Below are 7604 nucleotides of genomic sequence, written 5' to 3'. Positions count from 1 at the left end.
TGTTTAAATATACTGTATCTTTTGAAATATCTAATAAACATATTTAGTAAAATATACTTGACATAATGATATATATGTTTTACATTTGATCAAGTAAACTAGATATAAATATGAAAAATCAATTTCTTCTTCCTGCAAAGTTTCGCCTTATCGGTTGGGTTACATTTTTGCTTTTCTTGGCGTTAGGTATCCTCACGGAATCTTATGGGTACAACATACCAGGTTTTCAGATCTATTATCCTAATGACGGTGGATCTGCAGACTACAATTTAACTAATGAACTTGCATTTTCGGGTGTCATAATTGGTTTAATTATGGTTTCGTTCGCCAGGCACATTAATGAAGATGAACTAATAAGCAAAATTAGATTAGAATCGTGGAAATGGGCAGTCCTGATAAGCTATGCGATCTTATTAATTTTGAATTTCACATCCTATGGTCTTGGGTTTGTGTTTATAGTTACTTATAATGTAGTTACGCTTTTGCTTGTTTACATTATAAAGTTCAACTACAGCTTGTATTTGTTGAATAAAAATTTAAAAAATAGTGAAGACTATTAATTGCCCATGAAAAATTCAATACGAGTCCAACGGGCAATAAAAAATATAACTCAAGCTGAGTTAGCACAGCTAGTAAATGTATCAAGGCAAACCATTAACACCATGGAATCAGGCAAATACATCCCTTCAACTGTGCTGGCTTTGAAGATTGCCGCCATCTTCGGAGTTTCTGTGGAACAGGTATTTGAATTGGAAGAAGGAGATTGAGATAGTCCTCACTTTCAAAATAGCGTTTAATATGAAATTTTTGTAGGTTGTGCAAAACCTCTTAATTAGAAAACAACAATGGTTAGGTTTAGGATAATGTTAATATTTTCTCTCGTATTATTTAGTACTCTTGGATGCATAAATAACAATAAACCATATGTGATAAGTAAGGAAGATAGTCTTTATAAAGCTTCCTTTAAAAAGCATGATGGGGCATTAGTTATTCCACCACGCGGAAAATATGGAAGAAATACCTTTTTGATAGATTCAAATTCATCAGTATATTATTATTCTTTTCAAGAACCTTCAATAGGCAAAGGGGTTTCGGATGATCGAGAGTCAGATACCATTGGTTTAATGCCAAATCATATTTTCAAAATCCCAGCAGGAATGGAACGCGCATTTTTCAAGAAGAATGTGCTAGATCAGGAAAGTAAACTTGGTTGGAAGTCTATAATTGTAGCTTCCTTTAAAGATTCTGTGACGAATGATTTTGTTCAATATCTGCTTAAGATGAGCAAAGATGAGCCAAAGAAAATATCATTTCGAATACGACTTGCACTGCCAGAGGAAAGAGAAGTTTTGAGATATAAATTGAATGGTGAACATTACGATCCTTTTATCAAATAGCATATTAGATATGCAGGTCTATTTTTATCTTTAACCTATTGCTCCAACATTACAATATCTTTTAAAGTATGCTTAGTCAAAAGTAAGCTAGCCTCGGGGCCAATGAAGGACTATGTTAGTCAATGGGKAATCAATTGGAGCATTGAAAAATATAAAAAAGGATTAGAAATGTAAATATCTAGAATAAAAACCTTATTCTTCTTCAGAGAACGTGATCCTATTACCAAAAGGATCATAAACAGTTACCGTAATGGCTTTGGGATTCCATTCGGGTACTTCCAAACCTGGGTGGTTATATTTATATCTCTTGTCGTTTAACTCTTTATGATAAGCACGAAGACCTTTAAAGTCCTCAATAGATACGTGTGAACCAGGACTTGCATCACCATGATGTTCTGACAGGTTTAAAGTAATGTCCCTTAATGTTACCTCCAGGTATATGGGGGCATCATGGTGATTCGGGTGCTCCCAATCGATTTTAAAACCAAGCCAGTTTACATAGAACTCGATGGCTTTATCATAATCAAATATTCTTAAAATTGGTTTAACTTTACTCATAATAGCTACAACGTTTATTTGAAAATAAAGTTTATAACAGGACATAAAATATTTTATGTCGATTGGCGAAAAGATGTTATTTTTTTGCTACGATTCTCATAAAGAGYTTAACGTCGTCCGAAATAATTCCATCACAAGACTTATCAAAGTACTTTTCTGAGGCATAATCGATACCCCAATCTGTTCGATCAATGATCAGCGTGCCATTCACCACAACAGTGCCGTCCATTCCGTCCTTAAAATACATTGTGGCCGGAAAAGTAACTGCCTTCGTGATCCCCTCAATGGTCAGGTTCCCGGTAACTTTTATAGTTGCAACACCTTCAATGGTCATGTTCCCGTTCCTGCCTTCAGTTTTTCCATCATTTACTGTTTCAACCTTCGTAATTGTGAATGTAGAAACGGGGAATTTTTTGACGTCAAAAAATGCAGGCAATTTATTGTGTGGACCTGGATGATCAAATTTTTGTTCAATTGTATTCATGTCGACTTCAACTGCACCGCCCTCCAGATGACGGTTTTCGATCACCAATTCACCTTTTAATATATCGACGTCGCCTGTACCAGAACCATCACCAAGAAACGTAGAACCTTCCCATGCACCAAGTAGCATAGAACCTTTCCATATTACAACACTTTGCTTCGTATCTATGATATATTTTTTCTGACCCTTTTTATTATAAAAGTCCGTGATGGTCTTTCCATCATAACGATACACTCCGGTCGCAGATCCAAACCAAATACTTCCATCGTTTGCTTCCAAAAGCCCAAAAAAAGCATCTCCTAACATAATTTCGGCTACCGTGGGCTTGTTACTATACAAGGAGTTTGCATCATAACGGGACAGTGCCCAGACCGCCACATGAGCAGTATTTACCGGACCAGTAGCCCAGATGTTTCCTTTTTTATCCTCGATTATAGCATAAACACCCTTCTGCGATACCCAAGTAAAGGTGCTGCCGTTATAGCGCCAAAGGCCATTGGTGACGTCACCAAGCCAAATATTGCCTTTTCTATCTTCGATTATACTCCAAACGTTTGTAAAAGTTTTTCCCTTATGGATTAAGGGGGTAAATGTTTTTCCGTCAAAAACGAAAGCATCGCCTCTTGTGCCAACCCATAATTTCCCGCTTTTATCTTCAATGATTGTAGTAATATCATTGTTCCAATTTCCTTCTTTATAAACACGCGAGGGGTTCGGATTTTTAAAATTTCGAAAAGATTTCCCATCGTAACGGCTTATTCCACCTCCGGTGCCGAACCAAATAATGCCGGCCTTATCTTCATAAACAGACATCACCCGATTATTGGCAAGTCCCTCTGTGGTAGTGAAATGTTGAATGGATTTCCCGTTGTAATAATAAACGCCTGAATCAGTAGAAGTGAACCAAATATTTCCTAGGCGATCTTCAAGGACATCCCAGAATCGATGCGAACCTATTTTACTTGTAAGATTAGTAAAATATTTTCCATCATATCGAAAAACATCACCAAATGATGAGTTGTTCGGGCCAGCAATCAAAATGGTGCCATTTTTGCCTTTTTTTATATTACGAACCATTAGGTTAGGCCCTATGTCTTTAACTTCGGTTTTGATGTTATCTTTTGGTACGTTTGTTTGGTTTTGTCCACAGGAAGTGAGAAAAACAGACATTACAAACAAAGCATATACGTGTATGTATTTCATACCTTTTTATTTATTGATCCAATTAGAATTGATTCAGCGAATCTACTTTGATGTTTTTCGGCGCGACGAATTTGGATTGTAAATAAAAATGTAAACTTTGTAAATAAAATCTTGACAGTTTAATTTGCTAGATCCATTATCGCTGCTACGGACAAGCAACTTTTCTTTATTGGTTGTGTCTTCTATGTAAACCAACCAAATTTATATGAAATTATTTTTTTACAAAGTCTGCATATTAAGTTTTCTTTTGCTTTTAAGTTTAATTTACGAAAGTTCTGCACAGACTGTTTCAGGCAGGGTAATAGAAACCGGAGGTAAGGGAGTTGAAAGTGCAACCATAACAGTTTTAAATGCTGCAGACTCAACCCTGGTAAAATATGAGGCAAGTAACAAAGAAGGCTATTTCGAGATCACTAATTTAAAAAACGGCGTATTTACCGTTAAGGTTTCGTGCATAGGTTACAACGGCCAGTTATTAAACAATATCAGATTTAACGGCTCTTCTGTTAAATTAACTGATGTTGTTCTCAACAAGCAATCGAAAGAGCTCAAGGAAGTCGCCATTGAAAGTAAGCACCCCGTTCTTGAACGAAAGGTGGATCGATGGATATTTAACTTGAACAACACTATAGCGGCAAATGGTTCTTCCCTCTTTGAGGCTTTGCAGGTGGCGCCTTTTTTAAAGGTATCTGACAATGGCGTTTCTATGGCGGGCAAAGGTAGTATGGGTGTTATGGTAAATGAGAAAATAGTCTATTTAAGCGGAACAGACTTAACTAATTATCTGAAAACACTCAGATCTGAAGGTGTGGAAAAAATCGAGATCATTACCAATCCGCCAGCAAAATATGATGCCCAGGGGGATGCCGGCCTGATTAACATTGTTTTAAAGAAAAACGAATCTTTGGGCTGGCGCGGTTCATTAAGTTCAACATATCGGCAGGGCTTCTACGCCTCCTACAACAACAATCTGGCTCTTTTTTTCCGTTCAAAAAAAATCAACAGTTCTTTTACATTTGGCCAATCACGTTATCACAATATGCAGAACAATTGGCTCAATATGATTGGAAACTCTAGTCAAATTCTCAGTAACGAGCAGCGTATATCAATTACTCCCGGTTTGCAGGCTGGTTTAAGTATAGACTATGAGTTAGATAGGCACAATAACATCGGGTTTATTTATAATATTTCACTGAGTAAAGAGAATAATGCCTTTGTTAATAGTTATAGCTATGGTAAGAGTAATACTGTAGACTCGGTATTGAACACTAACGGCGAAATGTACAGACCATTATTTGCACAAACCTTAAATGTATACCACGATTTAAAGATTGATTCGGCCGGAAAGAAATTAAGTAGTTCTGTTAATTTTTTCTCGAACAGACCTGAAATAAGAAATAATTTTGTTTCAGAATCTGAAAGCACCTATGCTGCAGTTCGCAATAATAACTCGTCAAAATACAATATCTGGTCTGTTCAATCAGATTTAACATTACCTTATAAATGGGCTAAAATAGAAACAGGTATTAAGTTCGCCAATTTTGATAACAATGCTGATGTGGAGTACTATAATTATGTCCACGAAAATTTCTTGCTGGACAAAACACGTAGCAATGAATTCAACTATACCGAAAAAAACCTGGCATCCTATTTCAGTATGTCATCTGAACTTTCAAAAAGATGGACGGCCAAGGCAGGATTGCGTTATGAGTACACGATGACGGATGGTTATTCGCCTACTTTAGACCAGCGCAATAAGCGTAATTATGGTGCCCTATTCCCTACTGCCTATATCGTTTACAAAGCTGACGCAAACAATGTTTTGTCTTTAAATTATTCGAGGCGGATTAACCGACCGGGCCTCAGTTCCTTAAATCCCTTTGCCTATTATACAAACATTTATACTTATTTTATTGGAAATCCTCTCCTCTTACCTTCATACAGTAACAATTTCGAACTTAACTACCTATATAAAAGCATGGTTTCTTTTACTGTATTTACACAACATGCAAGTGATGTAAATTCATTACTTACAACGATTGACGGGCCATTAGTGGTTTCAAGTGGAGGAAACTTTATAAGCCGGGATAACGTGGGAGCCTATGTTTCCATTAACCGGGCATTTTTTAAGTGGTGGGAAAATAGCAGCTCTGCGTCTTTTTTTTATTCATCCTCAAAATCCAAAATAAAAGCTATTTCCATCCAAAACGGAACCTCTGCATCGTTTAGTTTTAATAATAATTTCAAGGCAACTAAACAGTTAAATTTCTATCTGAACTACAGCCAGAGCCTTCCTTCAACCAGCGGGAATACATACACGTACAGTGTACGTGATTTCAGGGTGGGTGCCAGATTAAAGTTGCTTAAAGATAATTTGATCATCAACCCCTCCGGCTTTCTGGGTACTGTAAACAAATATGATGTACGTTTTAACGAATTTGTGCGGACGGAAAGAACGGACTATTATTATAAGAACTTCGGTCTTGGTATTACTTATTTATTTGGAAGGTCGAAGGTTTCCGGAAACAACAAGGATATATCTTTTGATGAGAAAAGAAGAGCTCAATAGCAACGCTTCGGCCTAATTAAATTTTTTGAATATTTCTAGCATGGTCTCCTTATCAAGGCTTTCCATATCTATCAATTTGAGCGATTTGACCATTTTAAGAGTAGTGGTTTTATAGTGCTGGAAATGGGGAGTTTTCAAGTGCGATTGGTAGGTAGCTTTATCTGCGTACATTTCGATGATGCGGATTTGGGTAGGGCTTTCCTTTTGGTACATTGGAAAAATGGCGATCACACCTGGTTCCAGTTTTACCGATGCCGAGGCCTCTTCCTTTAGGATAGTATTGTAATCTTTGAGATATTCGGGCAAGATTTCGATCTCCGAAATCCGGACCATTAAGTCAGGTTTTGTTGCAGGTATTAATGGTTCCCCAATTATTTTTCTTACCGTATTTGCCTGCATGATACTGATGTTTGTATGGATCAGTTCGGCAAGCTGTTCGAGTTGTTTGTCTGTGATTCCTGTATTTTTCCCGATATTAATATGAGATTGCAGTTGGCCTTCAACACCCGGCATTGATGCCAGAGCAGCAATGGTTATCAGTTCCCTTTGCTGATAGTTTAATACATCACTTACAAAAATATCGGCAAACAAATGTTCCTTTAAAAAAGTATCAATCCGTGGTGCAAATTCTCCGAAACCGGGTGCAGGTTTTGATTGTGCTGTTCTAGTTAATTCTTCCAAAACCTTTCTACCCAATTCATATTTGTCTTTTGCACCATTTTCTACAACAATTTCTTTTCCCGTTTTGTCGGTGATGCTGTTTTCTTTTCTCTCCTTGGCTACTGTCATAAAAGTATTAATGGCATTAAGGCTTCTTGGAAAGCCACAATAGGCATAAAGCTGAACCAATGCTTCTTTGATCTCATTCTCTGAAAGTCCTGAATCCAGTCCTTTATTCAGTTCCGCTTTCAATAGCGCTAAATTTCCCGTTGCGGTAAGTGCCGAAATAATGACCAAACTCTGCTCCTGAGCGGAAAGAGAGGTATTAACTGCTTTTTTTTCTTGTGCATCCATTTTAGTAATATTTATAGTGAGCACAAGAAATAGTGCCCATTTTAGAAATTTTCTGTTGCCCATGAGCTTTATACTTTATATGACAAATCTCGGGGTTGCAGGCGACATAAGGTTTATACAGGATACGGATTCATTTACCAGTTTTACTGATATTAGATTTAGTACATTGTCTTACAGCTGGTGGTTTATTAAGTTTGTAGTATGAAAGATATCGAAAGAATTGATACGGTAAGACAGTATAACGAATCTATGGGCGTAGATACGTTGCATCCACTGGTAAGCGTGGTTAATTTTGATGAGATCCCTACTTATCAATATTTCAGGAGGTATATGGGAGTTTATGCTATTTTTTTAAAGTATATAAAGTGCGGAAATATGC

Annotated in this window: 7 protein-coding genes; 4 read left to right on the top strand and 3 right to left on the bottom strand. The window is 36.9% G+C overall.

Annotation, left to right across the window (positions count from 1 at the left end; translation table 11 throughout):
- The first annotated feature begins 110 nt into the window (after window positions 1-110).
- The 3 genes from AC1DG9_RS19815 (at window position 111) to AC1DG9_RS19805 (ending at window position 1397) form a co-directional block, all read left to right on the top strand.
- Complete coding sequence (locus AC1DG9_RS19815) at window positions 111-560, top strand: hypothetical protein (protein WP_337716024.1); 450 nt, start codon at window positions 111-113, stop codon at window positions 558-560.
- A 6-nt stretch (window positions 561-566) separates the two neighbouring features.
- A complete protein-coding gene (locus AC1DG9_RS19810; RefSeq protein WP_172662690.1) occupies window positions 567-767 on the top strand; it encodes a helix-turn-helix transcriptional regulator in 201 nt (66 codons plus the stop codon).
- 159 nt (window positions 768-926) lie between these two features.
- Window positions 927-1397, top strand: coding sequence for a hypothetical protein (locus tag AC1DG9_RS19805; RefSeq protein ID WP_172662689.1), 471 nt, complete (start codon window positions 927-929; stop codon window positions 1395-1397).
- Between the two features lie 192 nt (window positions 1398-1589).
- On the opposite strand, the gene AC1DG9_RS19800 is transcribed toward AC1DG9_RS19805, so the two are convergent.
- Complete coding sequence (locus AC1DG9_RS19800; protein ID WP_172662688.1) at window positions 1590-1955, bottom strand: glyoxalase superfamily protein; 366 nt, start codon at window positions 1953-1955, stop codon at window positions 1590-1592.
- Between the two features lie 76 nt (window positions 1956-2031).
- Complete coding sequence (locus AC1DG9_RS19795; protein ID WP_337716022.1) at window positions 2032-3642, bottom strand: two-component regulator propeller domain-containing protein; 1611 nt, start codon at window positions 3640-3642, stop codon at window positions 2032-2034.
- A 205-nt stretch (window positions 3643-3847) separates the two neighbouring features.
- Here AC1DG9_RS19795 and AC1DG9_RS19790 point away from each other — a divergent pair, with 205 nt between their 5' ends.
- On the top strand, window positions 3848-6211 hold the full coding sequence (locus AC1DG9_RS19790) for an outer membrane beta-barrel family protein (RefSeq protein WP_337716020.1): 2364 nt from the start codon (window positions 3848-3850) through the stop codon (window positions 6209-6211).
- Window positions 6212-6223: 12 nt separating this feature from the next.
- On the opposite strand, the gene AC1DG9_RS19785 is transcribed toward AC1DG9_RS19790, so the two are convergent.
- A complete protein-coding gene (locus AC1DG9_RS19785) occupies window positions 6224-7288 on the bottom strand; it encodes a carboxymuconolactone decarboxylase family protein (RefSeq protein WP_216854464.1) in 1065 nt (354 codons plus the stop codon).
- Window positions 7289-7604 lie beyond the last annotated feature (316 nt).

This window comes from Pedobacter sp. 05L430 (genome assembly GCF_056397585.1).
Note: the sequence above shows the minus strand (reverse complement) of the source record. Positions and strands in the feature narration are given on the sequence as shown.

What these genes read in the sequence shown, in the direction of transcription:
- AC1DG9_RS19815 (WP_337716024.1), top strand. Translation starts at nt 111, where the DNA reads ATGAAAAATCAATTTCTTCTTCCTGCAAAGTTTCGCCTTATCGGTTGG.
- AC1DG9_RS19810 (WP_172662690.1), top strand. Translation starts at nt 567, where the DNA reads ATGAAAAATTCAATACGAGTCCAACGGGCAATAAAAAATATAACTCAA.
- AC1DG9_RS19800 (WP_172662688.1), bottom strand. Translation starts at nt 1,955, where the DNA reads ATGAGTAAAGTTAAACCAATTTTAAGAATATTTGATTATGATAAAGCC.
- AC1DG9_RS19790 (WP_337716020.1), top strand. Translation starts at nt 3,848, where the DNA reads ATGAAATTATTTTTTTACAAAGTCTGCATATTAAGTTTTCTTTTGCTT.
- AC1DG9_RS19785 (WP_216854464.1), bottom strand. Translation starts at nt 7,288, where the DNA reads ATGGGCAACAGAAAATTTCTAAAATGGGCACTATTTCTTGTGCTCACT.